Annotated in this window: 12 protein-coding genes and 5 pseudogenes; 12 read left to right on the top strand and 5 right to left on the bottom strand. The window is 72.7% G+C overall.

Annotated elements, in window-relative coordinates:
- The first annotated feature begins 221 nt into the window (after positions 1-221).
- The 6 genes and pseudogenes from HPT28_RS08145 to HPT28_RS08120 all read left to right on the top strand — a co-directional run bounded on the left by HPT28_RS08145 (position 222) and on the right by HPT28_RS08120 (position 5434).
- On the top strand, positions 222-692 hold the full coding sequence (locus tag HPT28_RS08145) for a DIP1984 family protein (protein ID WP_219090283.1): 471 nt from the start codon (positions 222-224) through the stop codon (positions 690-692).
- 433 nt (positions 693-1125) lie between these two features.
- Positions 1126-1662: pseudogene (locus tag HPT28_RS08140) on the top strand (hypothetical protein).
- Between the two features lie 470 nt (positions 1663-2132).
- Positions 2133-2819: an adenosylcobinamide amidohydrolase gene (locus HPT28_RS08135; protein ID WP_219090350.1), complete on the top strand. Its 687-nt coding sequence runs from the start codon at positions 2133-2135 to the stop codon at positions 2817-2819.
- Between the two features lie 70 nt (positions 2820-2889).
- Positions 2890-3450 (top strand): DinB family protein, encoded by a 561-nt coding sequence (locus HPT28_RS08130; protein ID WP_219090282.1) that lies wholly within the window; start codon positions 2890-2892, stop codon positions 3448-3450.
- An 84-nt stretch (positions 3451-3534) separates the two neighbouring features.
- Positions 3535-4285, top strand: a pseudogene (locus HPT28_RS08125) (transposase family protein).
- A 438-nt stretch (positions 4286-4723) separates the two neighbouring features.
- Positions 4724-5434, top strand: a complete 711-nt coding sequence (locus HPT28_RS08120) for a hypothetical protein (RefSeq protein ID WP_219090281.1) — start codon at positions 4724-4726, stop codon at positions 5432-5434.
- Positions 5435-5837: 403 nt separating this feature from the next.
- On the opposite strand, the pseudogene HPT28_RS27710 reads toward HPT28_RS08120, so the two are convergent.
- From HPT28_RS27710 to HPT28_RS08105, 3 genes and pseudogenes are all read right to left on the bottom strand, one after another.
- Positions 5838-6029, bottom strand: a pseudogene (locus HPT28_RS27710) (transposase family protein); the annotation flags it as partial.
- Between the two features lie 85 nt (positions 6030-6114).
- Positions 6115-6243: pseudogene (locus HPT28_RS27705) on the bottom strand (IS5/IS1182 family transposase); the annotation flags it as partial.
- Between the two features lie 738 nt (positions 6244-6981).
- On the bottom strand, positions 6982-8067 hold the full coding sequence (locus HPT28_RS08105) for a citrate synthase 2 (RefSeq protein WP_219090280.1): 1086 nt from the start codon (positions 8065-8067) through the stop codon (positions 6982-6984).
- 453 nt (positions 8068-8520) lie between these two features.
- Here HPT28_RS08105 and pdxH point away from each other — a divergent pair, with 453 nt between their 5' ends.
- On the top strand, positions 8521-9144 hold the full coding sequence (pdxH, locus tag HPT28_RS08100) for a pyridoxamine 5'-phosphate oxidase (RefSeq protein ID WP_219090348.1): 624 nt from the start codon (positions 8521-8523) through the stop codon (positions 9142-9144).
- Positions 9145-9633: 489 nt separating this feature from the next.
- The gene (locus tag HPT28_RS08095; RefSeq protein WP_219090279.1) at positions 9634-11040 is read left to right on the top strand and encodes a PAS domain-containing protein; all 1407 of its coding nucleotides are present in this window, start codon (positions 9634-9636) and stop codon (positions 11038-11040) included.
- 58 nt (positions 11041-11098) lie between these two features.
- Here the strand turns inward: HPT28_RS08095 and HPT28_RS08090 are convergent, their stop codons facing one another.
- Positions 11099-11854, bottom strand: coding sequence for an SIS domain-containing protein (locus tag HPT28_RS08090; RefSeq protein WP_219090278.1), 756 nt, complete (start codon positions 11852-11854; stop codon positions 11099-11101).
- A 159-nt stretch (positions 11855-12013) separates the two neighbouring features.
- Here HPT28_RS08090 and HPT28_RS08085 point away from each other — a divergent pair, with 159 nt between their 5' ends.
- Together HPT28_RS08085 and HPT28_RS08080 are read left to right on the top strand one after the other, a co-directional pair.
- Positions 12014-12709, top strand: a complete 696-nt coding sequence (locus HPT28_RS08085) for a metal-dependent transcriptional regulator (protein WP_219090277.1) — start codon at positions 12014-12016, stop codon at positions 12707-12709.
- A gap of 811 nt (positions 12710-13520) precedes the next feature.
- Entirely contained in the window at positions 13521-14444 is a 924-nt protein-coding gene (locus HPT28_RS08080; protein WP_219090276.1) for an alpha/beta fold hydrolase, read from the top strand.
- An 87-nt stretch (positions 14445-14531) separates the two neighbouring features.
- Here HPT28_RS08080 and HPT28_RS08075 read toward each other — a convergent pair whose 3' ends face one another.
- Complete coding sequence (locus tag HPT28_RS08075) at positions 14532-15239, bottom strand: bifunctional DNA primase/polymerase (protein WP_308119133.1); 708 nt, start codon at positions 15237-15239, stop codon at positions 14532-14534.
- Positions 15240-15440: 201 nt separating this feature from the next.
- Between HPT28_RS08075 and HPT28_RS08070 the strand changes: the two genes are divergently transcribed.
- The gene (locus HPT28_RS08070) at positions 15441-16868 is read left to right on the top strand and encodes a transcriptional regulator (protein WP_219090275.1); all 1428 of its coding nucleotides are present in this window, start codon (positions 15441-15443) and stop codon (positions 16866-16868) included.
- A 163-nt stretch (positions 16869-17031) separates the two neighbouring features.
- Positions 17032-17495: pseudogene (locus HPT28_RS08065) on the top strand (hypothetical protein); the annotation flags it as partial.

Raw genomic sequence — 17495 nt, 5'->3', positions numbered from 1 at the left:
GACGGGTTCGAGTTGCCGGAGCGGCCCATGTCGTGCGGGAGCCGCGTCGAAGCCGCTCTGCCGAGCAGACCGTGCCGCACAAGGCCCCGGGCGGGCAGGTCCATGGGCGGCCCCGCGCCCTCACGTGTGTCCAGCTCACGCGCAGTCGAAAACCTGATGCGTGGACTTCTGCTCAACTCGTATGCTCGTGCGATGTTCACGACGGATCGGACGATGGAACAGTGAAGCTCGCCGAGGCGCTGGCGGAGCGGGTTGACGCGTCGCGTCGCGTGGAGCAACTGCGGGCGCGGATTGTCAGCAGCGCGCGCTACCAGGAGGGCGAGACGCCCGCCGAGGACGCGGGTCAGTTGCTGGCAGAGGTTGGTGAGGTGCTGGGCACCCTCGAGCCGCTGATTCAGCGGATCAACCGGACCAACTCGGCCACGGACATGGGTCAGGACGGAACACTCACCGACGCGCTCGCGCGCCGAGACGTGCTGCGCCAACGACACTCGGTGATCAGTGCGGCGGCAGACGCGGCAGCGGGGAAGGGCGAGCGGGGGTACGGTCGGCAGCTTCGCTCCGAGCTTCTGATGCTGCCCGCACTTCCGGTCGCGGAACTGCGGGAGCAGGCTGACGCGCTCGCGCGGGAGATCCGAGAGATCGACATGCGCATTCAGCGAACGAACTGGGAGACCGATCTCCTGGACTGAGCGCCCGGCAGGTGCCGAGATGTGGAGCAGGTAGTCGTCGTGGAGGCGTGCACACACCGAGGGTCGGCGGTTTCCGGCTCACTCCTGGCGCGTGAGGAGCAGCGCGGGGGTTCGACTCCCCTCAAACAGTGCAGCTCAGTAATGCGTACAGGTAACCGTGCACAGCGCACAGCACATCACCACGTGCAGATCCACGACGACGAGGGCGGGTTCGGGGAATCCACATCATGCTGAAGAGGCCACGACTGTGAGCCGCTTGGTCGTCGCCAACCGTGCGTCAGCTCCCTGCGGTGCTGTCGCTGGGGGACGGAGACCTCGTCGCGCAGCACCGGCGTTGAACCGGACCCGGAGTCTCGGAGGGCCGGTCCGTTGGACGGTCCGATACCGGGCGGAGCGGTTCCGCGGGCAGGATGCGTGCTGGCAGGCTTCCCGCATGGACCACACCGAAGTGTTGCTCGTCGGGGGGCGGGCCGGCGTCGGCAAGACGACGGTGGTGTGGGAGGTTTCGGCGTTGCTGCGGGCTACCGGGGTCTCCCACGCGGTGATGGACGGTGACGCCATGGGCCAGGTGCATCCCGCTCCTGAGGGAGACCCTCGACGGTCGGAGGTCACGGAGAGCAACCTGACGGCTGTGTGGGCCAACTACGCCCGGCTTGGTTACCGCCGGTTGATCTACACGAGCCCGCTGAGTGTGCTGCCTTAGGCGACCGGGATGTTCGAGCGCGTCATGGGGCGGTGGCTGCGCATCGGCCGGTGTCTGCTGACGGCCTCGGATGCCACCGCGGGCGAGCGGCTGGCACGCCGGGAGCTCGGCTCGGAGCTGGAGCAGGAGCTGTCGAGCAGTGTTCGCAAAGCCCGGCTCCTTGACGCGTGTGTCTCTGAGGACACCGTACGCGTGACAACGGATGCCCGGACGGTCGTGGACATCGCTCAAGAGGTGCTGGCTGCCACCGGCTGGGCCGGGCGGTAGCCGCAGAGGTGCACGGACGGGGGTCGTGGCGGCCGCGGGGCCTTGCGCCGAGGGGCGGGTCTTCGACCCGGCGCGGCTGGTGGAGGACCCGTGGATCGGGGACCACGTGTTCGCGGTCGGGGAGGCTGAACGGACACCGGCGGTGAGCCGACGGTGCCGATGATGCTGTACTCGGTTCTCGCGCTCCCCGCCGGGCTTGGGTTCTGCGTCCCGCTGAGGCGGCGGCTTCGGGCCCGGACCTGACGCCCCCGGAATCGCGTCGTCGGACCGGGCCTCACCCGGGACGTGAGCGGGGCGGGCCACCACGGCACCGGCGACGTGCCGTAGCTGAGGGCGGCGGGCCATCGTGGACGGCCGCCGGTGCGGTGCGCTGGTCGTGTCCGGTCCCGGGCCTTCGGGGGACCGGGGCGGTTCACCCGGCGGACGTGTGTACGATCACCGGATTCCCCTACCGCGAGGTGTTCTGCCCGGTGACCGTCGTACCGCCGCCCCGCCCCACGAGCGGAGTGTCGCCGCTTCAGTTGCTGACCCGTGCGGAGGACGGTGAGCGGCTGCACGCGCTGCTGTGGCGTGCCGGGCCGGGTTGGCGGATGATCAGCAGCGCCGTCCTGGGCGGCGGTGTCGGCGAGCGGGCCTGGGTGCTGAACGCCCAGGTCTCCCACGGCTACCGCCGCACCGACCCGGACCGACACCTGGCGGACCTCGCTCGTGACGCCGGTGCGCGCGGGCCGGGGGTCGGCCTCATGACCGCCGCCGACGTCCGGGCCCATGGCCGCGCGTATGACAGTGGTGTGGATGCGGTCGCCACGGCAGGGCTCGGCGTACGCGGCTGGGCCGCCTCCGCCGCGCCGGGTACGGACCAGGCGGCGGCGCCGGGCACGATCAACGTCGTCGTCGCTCTCCCGGTGGCGCTGACCGACGCGGCCCTGGTCAACGCGGTCGCCACCGCCACCGAGGCCAAGGTGCAGGCCCTGCTCGACGTCGGGCTCGACTGCTCGGGCACGCCCACCGACGCCGTCTGCGTCGCCGCGTCCACCCCGCGCCGGGGTGAGGCGCCTCACGCGTTCGCCGGACCCCGCTCGCTGTGGGGGGCTCGTCTGGCCCGGGCCGTTCATGTGGCCGTGTCCACAGCCGCCACACCTGAACGGTGTGCGTAGCGGGTGGCCTGCCGGGCTGACCGGATTATTCGCTTGTGCTCGGGGCCGCAGGGCCAGCAGTGTGCGCGGGATGAACGACGTACCCGAGCGGTGGACCCAGGCGAGCACCTATCCCGACATGTGGGCGGATCCGGACGAGGACCCGCGTGAGAGCGACGGAGCCACCCCGGACGGTGAGTTGGCTACGCTCCAGGACTTCCTGACGAACTATCGGCTCACCCTGCGCATGAAGTGTGAGGGGCTGGATCCGGAGCAACTGGCGCGCCGGTCGGTTCCGCCGTCGACCATGTCGCTGCTGGGGCTGGTCCGGCATCTGGCCGAGGTCGAACGGGACTGGCGCAACTGGGTGGTACCGGAGCCCCCGGCACCGAAGCTGTACGGACCGCGGGACACCGACTTCGAGGGAGCCGTGGCCGATCAGGCGGTGGCAGCGGGCGCGTTCGCCGATCTCGAGCGGGAGCAGGCGGCGACGGACGCGGTGCTGGCGGAGTACGCGGACCTGGGTGTGCGGGTGGGGAAGGACGGTACGTCGATCCGGGAGCTGTGGGTGCACATGATCGAGGAGTACGCGCGGCACTGCGGGCACGCCGATCTGCTGCGCGAGTGCGTCGACGGCCGGGTCGGGCAGTAGGAGCAGCCCGGAAGCGGCGGGGCGTGGGGAGGGGCGGGACTCCTCCCCACGCAGCTCCGGGCCGCCGCGGCCTCGGGTGCCCGGCTGCTTGCCGCGCACGGACGGCGTATCGGCACTCCGCGCGGCAGTCGGGTGCTCGGCCCGTTCCGCCAGGCCGTGCTGGTCCTGCGCTGGTTCCGCGAGCGTGGCTGCGTGCACTGCCTGGCCCGCGACGCGGGCATCTCGCAGGCCACCGGCCACCGCTACCTCCACGAGGGCATCGACATCCTCGCCGAGAAGGCCCCGGACCTGCACGAAGTCCTTCGCCGCTGTCGACGCGAAGGCATGACGCACGTGATCCTGGACGGGACGCTCATCGCATGCGACCGCGTGGCCGGTGTCCGCGCGAACGGCAACGACCTGTGGTTCAGCCAGAAACATAGGAGATTCGGCGGCAACATCCAGTTCCTGTCCGCCCCGGACGGGAGCCCGCTGTGGGTCTCTGACGCCGGAACCCGGCTCCACCCCCGACATCACCGCTGCCCGCACCCACGTGCTGCCCGCCCTGTACAAGGTGGCGGCCGACGGCCTGCCGACGTTCGCGGACAAGGGCTACATCGGCGCGGGCATCGGCATCCGCATCCCTGTCCGGCGCCCAAAAGGCAAGTCAGAACAGGCGTTTCACACTGACACCCGCACGTTCAACGCCCTCGTGCGGCACGTACGGGCACTGGGCGAGCGCACCGCCGCCGAGCTCAAGCAGCGATGGCGGGCTCTGCAACACGTCACGCTCAGCCCGAGCCGGATCGGGGACATCGCCCGAGCCGCCCTCGTCCTCAACAAAATCTGGAAGTGATCACCGCTGAGAAAACCTCATTCGCCCAAGTCACGACGGAAGTGAGTGTGCTGGATCATGAGTGGGCCTCAGACAGGGACGACGACCCCCGGTGGGGTACTCGAGCGGCGCGATCAGGCATCTTTGGCATGGCCCTGCGTCGCCACCGGAAGTGAGACAGAGTCGAACGTTTACAGTCCCCGCCTATGAGCTGTAGCGCACCAAGTCCCTGGCTTCCCCGAGGACTTCACAGCTTGTTGCCCGTGAAGTAATCTTCACTCGTCCGTCGCGACCAGTGGACAGTGGGGGTTTCAGTCATGGGGGTGGGGGGAAGGAGTGCGTCCATTTCTTCCTGCGCAGGCCTCCTTTTCTCTCCTTTCCCGTCGTGCGGGCAAGAGAAGGCCCCGTGGCGTCCGACCGCCACGGGGCGGGAACTCACTCCCTTGGGAAGGGGCAATAGTGAGCAAGGGTACGATCGCACGACCCCGCGCCAGAGGCAAGGCAGCTCTCGTTGCTGCCGCACTCGCCGCCAGCCTGATGTCCTCGGTGACGCCGGCTGCAGCGGCGGAGGAGTCGAAACCGCCGACGGTGCAGCAGTACCTCGCCTGGCTTGACGCTCAGGACGACCCCGGAGCGGATCAAGTGGCGAGCCAGTTCAAGGACCTGTCCGAAGCGGACAAGGAGAAGTTCCTCGGGTACCTGGTGGACGCCGATGTACTCAAGGCGTTCGTCGAGACCATGGCCGCACCTGTCCCGCAGACCAGGGTCCTCGAGGGCGGGGACGTTGTCATCGAGGTGAACAACGGTGCGGCACCGACCGGGATCGGCACCCGGGGGACCGCCGGTGACTGGAGCTGCTGGTCTCAGTTCACGCAGACGCTTCTCGGCATCGACATGACCAGGCTCAAGCTGGAGCAGTGGTACCACTCCACAACGACGAAGGTCGACAAGGTCTACAACGCGGCCGCGAGCAAGCGGAACTTCAACATCGGCGTCGCCATCAGCTCCCTGCCGGAGGAACAGTGGATCTCTGCTGCTGGCAACGCTCTCGCCTATGTGACCTGGGAGGGGAAGATGACAGTCTCCGGGTACACGGCACAGCTCGACAAGCGGCACCATATCCGGTGTGACGAGACCGGATTCAGGTACCACTACCTGAAGAACATCTGACCGGCACCAAAAAGGGGAGTTCACATGTCCGGACGGGTCATCATCGGGGCGGTTATTGTCGCCATTGTCGCCGCCCTCATCTTTGGAGCGATCGCCTGGACGGCCATGGGGTCCTAGCCGCGAGCTTTCACGAAGCTGGCTGACCGGCTGGTGACTGCGTCAGTGAAAGTGCCTCCGACACGCGAGAATGTGGATTACTGAGATCCTTGTCCTCGCGACTGTCAGGCACTTTCCAGATGTTAAAGCGTATCGGGTGAATCTGCGGGTCCATTGTGGATGCCATCCGCAGAACCAGGTGTCCGTCGCCTGACGTAACGTCGCGTGCACGGAGGAGCCCCGCGGGCCGACGCGCTACACGCAGATTCTCGCCAGCGACGAGCGTATGACGTTTTCTCAGCGTTGATCATCTCCAGATCTTGTTGAGGACGAGGGCGGCGCGGGCGATGTCGCCAATTCGGCTGGGGCTGATGGTGACGTGTTGCAGGCTGCGCCAGCGTTGCTTGAGTTCGGCTGCGGCGCGTTCGCCGAGGGCTCGGACGCCTGTGATCAGGCTGTTCGTGGTGCGCGTGTCGGCGCCCAGGGCCTGTTCGGACCGGCCCTTCGGGCACCGGACCCGGAACGAGGACGCCGATTCCGGAGCCGAGGTAGCCCTTGTCGGCGAGCGTGGGCAGGCCGTCGGCTGCCGCCCTGTACAGCGCGGGCAGAGCGTGGATGCGGGCGGCGGTGATGTCGGGGGTGGACCCTGGCTCGGCGTCGGAGACCCACAGCGGGGTGCCGTCGGGTGCTGCGAGGAACTGGACGTTCCCGCCGAACGCCTTGTTCTTGTCGTGCCGGAACCCTGACGATCTCTTCGCTGTTCGGGACGGGGCCGCTGGCCGGGGTGAGCGTCTGGCAGGCGTTACGGAGTTCGATGTCGGCCTTCCAGCCCTGGATTACCAGCTCTCGCGACTCCGTGTCGGCCCAGACCGTGGGGCAGTGGTCGAGATCCGTATCCGGGTCGATTCCTGCAAACCGAAGCGCCATGACGGCCCCTCACCGCAGGGTGTTTGCCTGGACTTGCGCAGTCATCTTCCCGCTGGCTCGCCAGGAGTCAAGACCACCTGCTGATTCATTGGCATGCAAATCCATGCAAGTTGGTCGAGGGAACTCTCCGGCGTGAGTTGACTGGACGTCAGAACAGCAAGGTCGCGGCGGCCGTGCGGTGCCGAGCGGCCTGTAGGCAACCCGTCCGGGCTCGGACGGGGCAGGCTTCGCGAGGAGAGAGGGAGATGCACGTGATCGAGATGGCGGTCGAGACGTATGCGTCACGCAGGCCGGACAGCGACGGATGGCGAGGTGTGCCGTTCGCGTTCCCGGTGACGACGGCGGATGGTGGGAGGCACGACGGGGGGCCGATGCCGCCCGAGGCTCCTCGTCCGCCTGAGCCCAAGCCTTCCGACGACGCGTAGGCGGGACGCACCGGACGGTGCCGGGCGCCGCCGGGAGCTGAGGCCGGAGTCGTCCGGCGGCGGGTGGGGAGGAGCGGGGCTCCTCCCCACCGGGAGCGGTCAGAAGCCGGGGATCTCCTCGACGCCGCGGCGGCCGGGGCCGGTGTAGCGGGCCGAGGGGCGCACGAGGCGGCCGGTGCGCTTCTGCTCCAGGATGTGCGCGGACCAGCCGGCGGTGCGGGCGCAGGTGAACATCGAGGTGAACATGTGCGCCGGGACCTCGGCGAAGTCCAGGACGATGGCGGCCCAGAACTCGACGTTGGTCGCGAGGACGCGGTCGGGGCGGCGGGCCTTGAGCTCGGCCAGGGCGGCGTTCTCCAGGGCCTCGGCGACCTCGAAGCGGGGGGCGCCGAGCTCCTTGGCCGTGCGGCGCAGGACGCGGGCGCGGGGGTCCTCGGCGCGGTAGACGCGGTGGCCGAAGCCCATGAGGCGCTCGCCCTTGTCGAGCTGCTGCTTGACGTACGCGGTGGCGTCTCCGGTGCGCTCGATCTCCTCGATCATGCCGAGGACGCGGGAGGGGGCGCCGCCGTGGAGGGGGCCGGACATGGCGCCGACGGCTCCGGAGAGGGCGGCGGCGACGTCGGCGCCGGTGGAGGCGATGACGCGGGCGGTGAAGGTGGAGGCGTTCATGCCGTGCTCGGCGGCGGACGTCCAGTAGGCGTCGACGGCGGCGACGTGCTTGGGGTCGGGCTCGCCGCGCCAGCGGCGCATGAACCGCTCGACGACGGTGTCGGCCTTGTCGATCTCGCGCTGCGGCACCATGGGCAGGCCCTGGCCGCGGGCGGACTGGGCGACGTAGGACAGCGCCATGACGGCGGCGCGGGCGAGGTCCTCGCGGGCCTGCTCGGCGTCGATGTCCAGCAGCGGTTTCAGACCCCACACGGGGGCGAGCATGGCCAGGGCGGACTGGACGTCGACCCGGATGTCGCCGGAGTGCACGGGGATGGGGAAGGGCTCGGCCGGAGGCAGGCCGGGGGCGAAGCTGCCGTCCACCAGCAGGCCCCAGACCTTGCCGAAGGACACGTTCCCCACCAGGTCTTCGATGTCGACCCCGCGGTAGCGGAGAGCGCCGCCCTCCTTGTCGGGTTCGGCGATCTCCGTTTCGAACGCGACGACTCCTTCGAGCCCAGGAACGAAATCGGACATCAGGCGGCTCCTCGTGATGGGTCGGGACGGCTGGGTCGCCCACTGTCCCGTGGGGCGGCGGTCCGTCGCCGAGATCAGGATGGTGCGCGGGCGGGCGGTCCCCCCGCCTCGGGCGCGATCGATCACCTTAGCCGCGCTGTACGCGCGCGACACCTTCACAGTCGGTGATTTCCGCCGGTTCGTCACCTCCGGGACACGCGTGAGAAGTGGCACATGGCGCGATCGGGTTCCCGCAGGTGTACGAAGGCCGATGAGGGGGAACACTCGTCCACCACCGGCGGGGCGCTGCTGCAAGATGGAGGCGTGACTGACGCCCAGGATCACCCGCACAGCGCCGACCCGTCCATCGAGGCCGCCTTCGCCGCGCAGGCCGCCGCGAGCGCGGCCGAGGCCGCGGCGAACGCCGCCGAGGCCGCCGCCTCCCGGGCTCGCCGCGCGCTGGACCCGGCGGTCATGCGTGCCCACTACCGGCAGGCGGGGCTGGCCGAGAAGGACCTGGCACAGGGCCCGGTGGAGCAGTTCGACCGCTGGTTCCACGCGGCCGAGGAGGCCGGGCTGCACGAGCCCAACGCGATGGTCCTCTCCACGGTGGACGCCGAGGGCCGGCCGAGCTCGCGCACGGTGCTGCTCAAGGGGTACGACGCGGAGGGCTTTGTCTTCTACACGAACTACGGCTCGCGCAAGGGCCGGGAGATCGCGGGGAACCCGCGGGTGTCGCTGCTCTTTCCGTGGCACGGTGTCGCCCGCCAGGTGATCGTCGAGGGGCGGGCGGAGCGGATGGGACGGGCGGAGACGGCGGCGTACTTCCGGACCCGCCCGCACGGCTCCCAGCTGGGGGCCTGGGCCAGCGAGCAGTCCTCGACGCTCGCCACCCGGGAGGAGCTGGACGCGCTCTACGCGGAGCTGGCCGCGCGCTACCCGGAGGGCGAGGACGTTCCGGTGCCGCCGCAGTGGGGCGGCTTCCGGGTCGTCCCGGAGACGGTGGAGTTCTGGCAGGGCCGGGAGAACCGGCTGCACGACCGGCTTCGCTACCGGCGGACGGCGGAGGGCTGGGCGGTGGACCGCCTCTGCCCGTGAGCGCCACCGTGCCGCCCCCGGGGCCGTGAGGGCCGAAAACCGCACCCGGGGCCGTGGTGGCCGAGGGGCCGGGCAGCGGAACGGCCCGCGGGTCTTCCCCTCCGCGGCGGCGGAGAGGCAGCCGGTCGGACGAACCGGCGACCCGCGGGCCGGGTGACTGCGTGGATATGAGCCGGTCAGACCGGCCTTCGCTGAGCGACGACTGGCCTGGTCAGGCCGCAGTCACCTCACGCGTCCGGTGGTCGTACATGCTCCGGATCACCTCCTCTCTCGTGTGCTCGCACGCTAACTCCGCCCCCGGGGGCGGGGCAACGAAATTTCGGGGCCGCAACGATTTCGCCAAAGCTCCTGTGCGTTGCGTCACGCTGGAGTTGAATAGGCGTGCATGCACCGTGCACGTAAATGTACGGATCGCGTGCGTACGCGCACACACCGCTTCGACGCAGCAGAGAGCGGCACGGTCACGAGCCCGGCCGCCCGGGGGTGCAGATGTCCGCTCAACCCGATACCCACTCCGAAGCCACGGCCGACGGCGGTGAGGGCGAAGCCCAGGCCGCATCCCGTCCCGGCGGCGAGTCGCTGCTGGCGGCGCTGCTGGACGGCATGGACGCCGCGCTCTTCGCCCTGGACGCGGACGGCGTCGTCACCCACTGGAACCGCGAGGCGGAGCGCATGCTCGGCTGGAGCCCGCGGGAGGCCGTCGGGCGCCGGGGGCTGGCGGGCTGGGCGGTGCGCGCGGCGGACGCCGAGGACGTGCAGGGCCGGCTGCTGGGGGCGATGACCGGGCCGGGGCGTCAGGTGCACGAGTTCGCGCTCGTGACGAAGGACGGCGGCCGGGTGCTGGTGCGCACGCAGTCCTCGGTGGTGCGGGACGCGGCCGGGGAGCCGGCCGGCGTGTACTGCGCGTTCAGCGAGGTGCACGCCCAGATCGACCTGGAGCGTTCGATCGCGCTCAGCGAGGCGCTGTTCGAGGACGCCTCGTGGGGTGTCGTGCTGATCGACGCGGACCTGCGCCCCGCCGTCGTCAACCGGCACGCGGCACGGGCGCTCGGGGTGCGGCGGTCGACGCTGCTGGGGCGCCCGCTGGGCGATGTGATCAGCAACGGCCTGGAGGAGCTGGAGAGCGCGCTGCAGCACGTGCTGGCCGAGGGCACGCCGCCCGCCCCGGCCGACCTGTGGGTGACGCTGCGGCCCAGCGGGGACGGCCCGGTGGACCCGCCGCTGCGGCGGTGCTGGCGCAGCGGGTTCCTGCGCCTGTCCTCGCCGATGGCCGAGGAGCCGGTGCCGCTGGGAGTGGCCTGGGTCTTCCACGACGTCACGGACGCGAAGCTGACCGAGCAGCAGGCGGCCCGGCTGCGGTTCCGGGACAGCCAGCTGCACCGGGCGGCGCGGGCGGCGGCCGAGTGCGACGACCCGATGGAGGCCGCCGCCGCCCATCTGGACTTCGCGCTCGCCGGGTTCGCGGACCACGCGTTGCTGGACCTGGCCGCGGGCGCCCGGCTGGTGCGGGCCGGGCACGCGCCGGGGGGTTCGGCCTGGCACCCGGCGCCGGAGAGCGGGCTGCCGGTGCCGTACATGGCGAACCATCCGGCGTTGCAGGCGTTCGAGCACGGCGGACCGGTGCGCGCGGGGGCGGGCGGGAGCACGTCCCCGGAGTGGGCGGCGGCGCGCTCCTGGCCGGAGGGGACGGCGTACGGGTTGTGCGCCGCGCTGCGCAGCCGGGGCCGCACGCTGGGCGTCGTGACGTTCCTGCGAGGCCCGGTGCGGCGAAACTTCGACCGGGCGGACACCGTGTACGCCCAGGACGTCGCGGTGCGGATCGCCGCCGCCGTGGACCTGGCGCAGACGGTGCGCGGGGAGCGCCGTCGCGGGGTGCCGCCCGCGACGGGCCGGTAGGCCCGCCGCGGGAGCGCGCTCCGGGTGGGGCGGCTCCGAGAGCCCGTGTGGGCGGCCCTCAGCGGCGGTAGAAGATCCGGTCCGCGTACTCGGTCATGACGCGCTCGTTCCAGGCGTGCCCGCCGTCGACGTTGCCGGAGCGCAGGAGCGGCGGGGTGAGCCCGCGGTCGGCCAGGACGCCCGCGGCGGTCGCGACGGCGGCCTGGATGAGGGCGCAGGAGACGACGGTCGAGGCGGGGGCGAAGGGCGCCGGGACGTCGGGGTGGGTGAGGGTCGTGTCGCCCACGGGGACGCGGTTGTCGAGGACGACGTCGCAGTGGTCCTTGAGGAAGGTGCCGGAGGCGTTCCGGGGGGTCGTCTCGCGGGCGTAGGCCGTCGAGGTCAGCCCGATGACGCCGAGCCCGAGGGCGCGGGCGTGCCGGGCCATCTCGACGGGCAGCGGGTTGCGCCCGGAGAGCGAGACGACGACGAGGACGTCCCCCGCGCGGGCGGGTGAGGCGTCCAGGGCGGCGGTGGCCAGCCCGTCCACGCGCTCCAGGGCGCTGCCGAGCGGCGCGGGGTGGACGTCGACGCCGACGAGCCCGGGCACGGCCAGCAGGTTGACCACCGCGAGTCCGCCGGCCCGGTAGACCACGTCCTGGGCGACGAGAGCGGAGTGGCCGGCGCCGAACGCGAAGAGCCGGCGGCCCCCGGCCACGGCGTCGGCCAGCAGCGTGCCCGCCGCCGTGATCGACTCGGCCTCCCCCTCCCTGACCTGCTCCAGCAGGCCGATCGCGCCGTCGAGGAACCGCTGTGCAAGATCGCTCGCGCTCATGGCGCTCACGCTAGAGGAAGAGGAGTGGTCTGGACCAGAGGGCGTTCGCGGTGGCCCTGGGTAAAGCCCGGGTCAACCCGGCGTGCGACGGTTGTCCTCGGGATGGGTCAGAATTGGGTGCAGGGCCACCGCACAGCTGACGAGGGGCACGTACACCAGATGTCAGGACTCATCGACACCACCGAGATGTATCTCCGCACCATTCTGGAGCTGGAGGAAGAGGGCGTCGTGCCCATGCGTGCCCGCATCGCCGAGCGCCTGGACCAGAGCGGGCCGACGGTCAGCCAGACCGTGGCCCGGATGGAGCGCGACGGGCTGCTGACCGTCGCGGGGGACCGCCACCTGGAGCTGACGGCCGACGGGCGCAGGCTCGCGACCCGGGTCATGCGCAAGCACCGGCTGGCCGAGTGCCTGCTGGTGGACGTCATCGGCCTGGAGTGGGAGCAGGTGCACGCCGAGGCCTGCCGCTGGGAGCACGTGATGAGCGAGGCCGTGGAGCGGCGGGTGCTGGAGCTGCTGCGCCACCCCACCGAGTCTCCGTACGGGAACCCGATCCCGGGCCTGGACGAGCTGGGGGACGCGGGCGACGGCGAGCCGTTCCTGGCCGACGCGATGGTGAGCCTGGCCGACCTCGCGCCGGGCCCGGACGGCAAGACGGTCGTCGTCCGCCGCATCGGCGAACCCATCCAGAAGGATGCCCAGTTGATGTACACGCTGCGCCGCGCCGGGGTGCAGCCCGGCTCCGTGGTGACGGTGACGCCGGGTTCGGGCGGCGGCATCCACGTGGGCAGCGGCGGTGAGGCGGCCGAGCTGCAGCAGGATATCGCGGCGCACGTCTTCGTCGCCAAGCGCTGAGGGCTGGCGCCCGGTTGCGCCGAACGTGCGGCTCGGGACCGCCGGGGCCGCCGGGGTCCGTCGCAGCCGCCGAGGCCCCGTCGCAGCCGCCGAGGCCGCCGAGGCCGTGGCCGGACGCTCACCGTCGTGGTCGCGTGCCGTCGCGGCCGAGCGGGTCCGGTCACGGCGAGCCTCCCGGTGACGGTTCGCCGCACGGTTGTCGACGCGGCGTCGACAAGGTTTTCTCGCCCCCGAGTTGACCGGAATGCATCCGACCGGGTGCGGGGCGTGACACTCTGGGCTGACGCTGTCGCGTCGAAGGGGGTGCCGCCGTGCGGGATCGGCTCATCGCGAGGGCCCCGGTGGCATGTGCGACCGGGGCCCTGCATTCCCGTGCCCCCCTGGGTGGTGCGGCCCGGATCCCCGAGCGTTCCGGGCCGCGCTCCGCGGGCGCCCGATACCTCCCGTTTCTGTGCGGCGCCCGCCTCCCGGTACGACTCTCCCCAGCAGGCAGAACGTCAACCATGATCGGCCGTCACTCGATTGAGGGAAGTTGGACTGGAACTCCGCTTGTCCGAATGGTCGTTCGATACCGTGGAGGTGGATCGGCCATCGGTCCTCGGCGGCGGAGATCAGCCGGTCACGGTCGGGCGGGGCCAGGGCGGCACCGCCTCGGCCGCCAGGCCGCCGAGGGCGGGCAGGGGCCGCGGCCCGCGGGGCGGCCCGCGGGGCGGCCGGCGGTCCAATCGGCGGCGCGGCGCGGTGCCACGGCAGGCGACACACGACACAGAGCGGATTTCCAGCCAGTTTCCGGATGTGGGGGTCGGGTCACATGGTGCGACGCATCGACGTCACCGGTACGGGCGGGCTCAGACTCGCGGCCTGGGAGTTCGCCGACGGGCCCAAGCCCCCGCCCGGCGGCCCGGACGCGCACCCGGCCCCGGCGCCCGGAGCCGCGTCGGACGGAGCCGTTCCGCCCGGAGTCGCACCGCCGCCAGGGGTGTTGCTGCTCCACGGGCTGATGGGCCGCGCCTCGCACTGGGCGACCACCGCCCGCTGGCTCTCCGGCCGCTACCGCGCCGTCGGGCTCGACCAGCGTGGCCACGGCCGCAGCGAGAAGCCCGCCGACGGCCCGTACGACCGGGACGCGTACGTGGCCGACGCGGCCGCCGCCATCGAGCAGTTGGGCCTCGGACCCGTCGCCGTCGTCGGGCACGCGATGGGGGCCCTCACCGGGTGGCAGCTGGCCGCCCGCCGCCCCGACCTCGTCCGCGCGCTCGTCATCTGCGACATGCGGGCGTCCGCCCTCGGCGAGCAGTCGCAGCGCGAGTGGGAGTCCTGGTACCGCTCGTGGCCGCTGCCCTTCGCCACCCTCGCGGACGTCCGCGCGTGGTTCAGCGAGGGCGACCCGACGCAGGAGCGGCCGAGCCGCTCCCGTGGCGAGTTCTACGCCGAGGTCATGGCCGAGCGGGCCGACGGCTGGCGGCCCGTCTTCTCCCGCCGCCAGATGCTCCTGGCCCGTGAGGCGTGGGTGCACGACGCGCACTGGGAGGAGCTGGCACAGGTGCGCTGCCCGGCCCTCGTCGTGCGCGGCATCGACGGCGAACTGGGGCGCGCGGAGGCGCAGGAGATGGTGCGGGTGCTCCCCAACGGCCAGTACGCCGAGGTCACCGACGCCGGCCACCTCGTCCACTACGACCAGCCCGAGGCCTGGCGCGCCGCCGTCGAGCCCTTCCTCGCCTCGGCCCTCCCCTGAGGCCGCCGCCGGAGGGCGGGGGCGCGCCCCCGCACCGGGGACTCCGGACGTGCCGTCAGGCGGGCGCCGCAGACGGCGCGGGCCCTCTCAGCGCTGGCGGGCCGCGGCGGCCTCCTGGCCGCAGCAGTACGCCAACTGCGGGAGCAGCTCGTCGGCGTCGGGCAGCCATCGGTTGACGGGCGTCGGACGCCGCACCCACTGGACCGAGCCGCGCACCCCGATCCGGGTGGGCGGGGCGGCCACCCAGGAGCCGACGGAGTGCGTCGTCAGGTCGAGCGCGCCGGGCGACCAGCCGAGCCGCCGGATGAGGTCCGGGGCCTTCGCCGCCGCGCCCGGGAGCACGAAGAAGACCATCCGACCCTGCGGGGTGCACGTCACCGGGCCGAGCGGGACGTCCATCCGCTCCATGCGGGCCAGCGCCAGGCAGCCGGCGACCTCCGGCACGTCGATCGCGTCGAACGTCCGCCCCGTGGGCAGCAGTACCGAGGCGAACGGCGAGCGCTCCCACAGCCGTCGGGCCGCGGTGCCGCTCCCGGTGGCGTGCGCCGCCCAGCCCGGCTCCCGGGGGTGCGCGCCGGGGGAGGGGCAGCCCGGGGTGCCGCACGTGCAGCGCGGCACCCCGTCGACGATCTCCAGCCAGGTGCCCGGCAGGACGTCCCAGTGCCGCTCCCCGGCATAGCGAACCGCGTGGTCGAGTAGCGTGCCGCCGCTCGACGGCGCCGACTGTCGGGGGACCTGCCGGGACGGCTGCGGGGTCTTCTCACCCGCCGAGGGCACTGCGATCGTCTCTTCCACGCAGTTCACAACTTCACCGTCCGGCAACGGTTACGGTTCGTCGTCCGCTTGCGGCCGGCGCATCGTTACAGCGGCCCGCCCGGTCGGAGCACGCGGCGGTACCGCGGGCGCACCGAAGCACGGACGGGGGCGCAACGCCGGGTCCGGCCCGGGTTCTGGGTAGCCACCAGCGGTGCCCGCCGTCGGACCGAGGGGACCGCCATGGCAGCCGCCGCACCGCACTCCCCACGCAACCTGACCCCGCGCCGCCCCAACGACCGGCTCGCCGTGCTCATCGAGGAAGCCGGCTGCTCCAACGCCGGGCTCGCCCGCCGGGTCAACGACATCGGTGCCGAACACGGCCTCGACCTGCGCTACGACAAGACCTCGGTGGCCCGCTGGCTCCGCGGCCAGCAACCCCGGGGCCGTGCCCCCGCCCTCATCGCGGAGGCGCTGGCCCGGAAGCTGGGACACCCCGTCAGTCTGGACGACGTCGGGATGTCCGCCGCCCGCAGCCCCTCCGCCGACCTCGGCCTGCGCTACGAACCGCACGTCGCCGACGCCGTGGAGCAGACCGGTGAGCTGTGGCGCTGCGACGCGGCGGGGCGCGAGGCCTTCGCCGGGCGCCCGGTCACCGCGGCGGCGCTCGTCGAACCCAGCCGCGACTGGCTGATCAGCCCGCCCGACGAGGTGATCGCGCGCACCGCCGGGCCGCGGGTCGGCATGGCGGACGTGGAGGCGGTGCGGGCCACCACCCGGGCCCTGACCGAGCTCGACCACCGGTTCGGCAGCGGTCACGTCCGGCCCGTCCTCGTGCACTATCTCACCGGCGTCGTGTCCGGGCTGCTCGGCGGCTCCTACCGGGACGAGGTCGGGCGCGCGCTGTTCGCCGCCGCCGCCCGCCTGGCCGAACTGGCCGGGTACACCGCCGTCGACACCGGGCAGCGGGCACTGGCCCAGCGGCACTACGTGCAGGCCCTGCGGCTGGCGCAGGCCGCGGGCGACCGCGCCTACGGGGGCTACGTGCTGGCCGCCGGCATGAGCCACCTGGCCGCCTCCCTGGGCAGCCCCCGCGAGGTCGCCCAGCTCGCCCGGGCGGCGCAGGAGGGCGCCCGGGGGCGGGCCACCCCGCGCGCCGAGTCCCTGTTCCACGCCGCCGAGGCCCGCGGCCACGCGCTCCAGGGCGACCGGGTGGCCTGCCGGCTCTCGGCCGGCCGGGCGCTCAGCGCGTTCGAACGGGCCGAGTCGGGGGCCGGGAGCGGCGACGACCCGCCCTGGGTCGCGCACTTCGACGCCGCCTACCTCGCCGACGAACTGGCCCACTGCCAGCGGGACCTGGGGCAGGCGGACGCCGCCCGGCGGCACGCCGAGGAGGCCCTCGCCCTGCACCCGGAGGGCCGGACCCGGCGACGGGCGATCGACCTCCTGCTCCTCGCCGACGCTCTGGCCGGGCAGCGGGACGCCGAGGCGGCCTGCCACACCGCCACCCGGGCCGTCGAACTGCTCGACACGATCCGCTCCCGGCGGGGCCAGGAGTACCTGTCCGCCTTCCGGGAGCGGATCGAGCCCTTCGCCACCGAACCGTGTGTGCGGACGTTCACCGAGCGGCTGGACCGCCCGGACCGCCCCGACCGTCCGGACGAGGGCTGATCAGGGCCGCGGGTGGTAACGGGGGACGTCGTGGCCGGGCGAGCGGGGCACCGGGTAGCGTGAGCCCGCTGCCGTCCCGCGCGCGGATGACGGTCAACAGGCCATCCGCCTCGGCCGGGTGGCGCTTTCGGTGCACGGTCCATGAGGTGTGAGGAGTCCGTCGGTGACAGCGCACAGCGGGCAGGGCGACGAGCCCCGCGAGGGTGTTGTACTGCCGTCGAACGGAGAGCCGTGGGAGCAGCGGCCCGAGGAGGCGCAGCAGTCCGCGCCGCCGGCCGGTGGCCAGCCCTGGGGCCAGCCCTGGGGGCCGGCCGCCGCCTCCCAGCCGCCGACGGCCGCCCCGCAGCAGCCTCCGGCCGCGCAGCCTCCGGCCGCGCAGTTCCCGGGTGCCCAGCCTCCGGCAGCCCAGCCTCCGGCCTTCGGGGCCTCGGCCCCACAGCCTCCGGCTGTCGCACCGCCGCCGCCTCCCGCCGTCGCACCGCCGCAGGCCCCGCCCGCGCCCGCCGCTCCGCCGCCTCAGGCTCAGCCGACCTACCCCCCGCCGGCGCCACCCGCGCAGGCGGCGCAGGGGCTGCCGTCCGGGCCCGGCGTAGCCCCCGCGGACGAGACGCAGCTCCTCCCGCCGCA

The sequence above is a fragment of the Streptomyces sp. JJ38 genome, assembly GCF_019303475.1.
In the GTDB taxonomy this organism is placed as follows: Bacteria; Actinomycetota; Actinomycetes; order Streptomycetales; family Streptomycetaceae; genus Streptomyces.
This window is presented reverse-complemented; position numbering and strand designations above follow the sequence as displayed.

Excerpts from the sequence above, each read along its gene's own strand:
- HPT28_RS08130 (WP_219090282.1), top strand. The coding sequence starts at position 2,890 with ATGAACGACGTACCCGAGCGGTGGACCCAGGCGAGCACCTATCCCGAC.
- HPT28_RS08105 (WP_219090280.1), bottom strand. The coding sequence starts at position 8,067 with ATGTCCGATTTCGTTCCTGGGCTCGAAGGAGTCGTCGCGTTCGAAACG.
- pdxH (WP_219090348.1), top strand. The coding sequence starts at position 8,521 with ATGCGTGCCCACTACCGGCAGGCGGGGCTGGCCGAGAAGGACCTGGCA.
- HPT28_RS08095 (WP_219090279.1), top strand. The coding sequence starts at position 9,634 with ATGTCCGCTCAACCCGATACCCACTCCGAAGCCACGGCCGACGGCGGT.
- HPT28_RS08090 (WP_219090278.1), bottom strand. The coding sequence starts at position 11,854 with ATGAGCGCGAGCGATCTTGCACAGCGGTTCCTCGACGGCGCGATCGGC.
- HPT28_RS08085 (WP_219090277.1), top strand. The coding sequence starts at position 12,014 with ATGTCAGGACTCATCGACACCACCGAGATGTATCTCCGCACCATTCTG.
- HPT28_RS08080 (WP_219090276.1), top strand. The coding sequence starts at position 13,521 with ATGGTGCGACGCATCGACGTCACCGGTACGGGCGGGCTCAGACTCGCG.
- HPT28_RS08070 (WP_219090275.1), top strand. The coding sequence starts at position 15,441 with ATGGCAGCCGCCGCACCGCACTCCCCACGCAACCTGACCCCGCGCCGC.